At 63.7% G+C, this 1246-nt stretch carries 1 pseudogene; it reads left to right on the forward strand.

What is annotated here, in order from left to right:
* Positions 1-1246 (forward strand): annotated as a pseudogene (locus RY831_RS32935) (hypothetical protein); the annotation flags it as partial.

The raw sequence follows: 1246 nt of genomic DNA on the forward strand, positions 1-1246 counted from the left end.
TGGCAGAGCTGATCAACGAGAATGGAGCAGCATATGCGTTCAGCTACGATGCGCTCGACCGCCTGCACGAAGAGATCGGCTTCGACGGCCGCCTGACGCGCTACCGCTATGACGCCGCCGGCTTGCCCATGGCCAGGGAAGAACACGGCAGCCCGACTGGCAAGGGGATGCACCGTCATCCCGATGCCCGCATCGACACCCACTACCAGCGCGATGCTGCCGGCAGGCTGGTAGAAAAGCTGGTCTCGCGCATCACCGGCCCGGCGATGGCCGAGCAGCTGCGTACGCAATACCGCTACGACAAGCTCGGCCGCCTGGTGCAGGCACGCAATGCGCAGACCGAAGTCGAGCTGCAGTACGATGCCATCGGCCAGCTGATCTCCGAGACCACCACCGGCCGCCACCATGCCAGCCGCATCGCACATGCCTACGATGTCCTGGGCAACCGCATCCAGACGGTATTGCCCGACGGCCGCAAGCTCAACCACCTGTTCTACGGCTCGGGCCACCTGCACCAGGTCAACCTGGACGGAGAAGTCATCTGCGACATCGAGCGCGATGCCTTGCACCGGGAAGTCGGCCGCACCCAGGGGGCGCTGAACAGCCTGTTCCAGTACGACAGGCTGGGCCGGCTGACCGGGCAGCGGGTTGGCGGCGGTCCCGCGCAGCAGCGCCAGGCATGGGAGACGGAGGACCATCTCATTGCAAGGCGCTACGACTACGACCGGGCCGGCGAGCTGATTGCCATCGACGACGACCGGCGAGGTCGCACCGCATACCACTACGATCCATTGGGCCGCATCCTGTCGGCGATTCACCCCGACCTGCAGGAGCGCTTTGCCTTCGATCCGGCGAACAACCTGATCGATGCCGATGTGCAGGAACAAGGCGGGCGCATCGAGCACAACCGGGTCACGGTGTTCGAGGACAAGCGCTATGCCTACGATGTGCATGGCGACCTGACCAGCAAAAAGATCGGCCGGCATACCGAGATCGCGCTGCAGTGGAACGGCGAGCACCAGTTAATCAAAGCCGCCACAACGCGGCAGGCGCACACAGAGAACCCGACGACACAGACGGTGACGTACGGCTACGATCCGTTCGGGCGGCGGCTGTACAAGAAGGATGCGTTTGGTATCACGCATTTCGTGTGGGATGGGAATCGGCTGCTGGAGGAAGTGCGCGGCAGTCATGCGAGAACGTACCTGTATCAGCCGGAGTCGTTTGTGCCGCTGGCGCAGGTAAA

Source organism: Noviherbaspirillum album, from assembly GCF_035916955.1.
Classification (GTDB): Bacteria; Pseudomonadota; Gammaproteobacteria; order Burkholderiales; family Burkholderiaceae_D; genus Noviherbaspirillum; species Noviherbaspirillum album.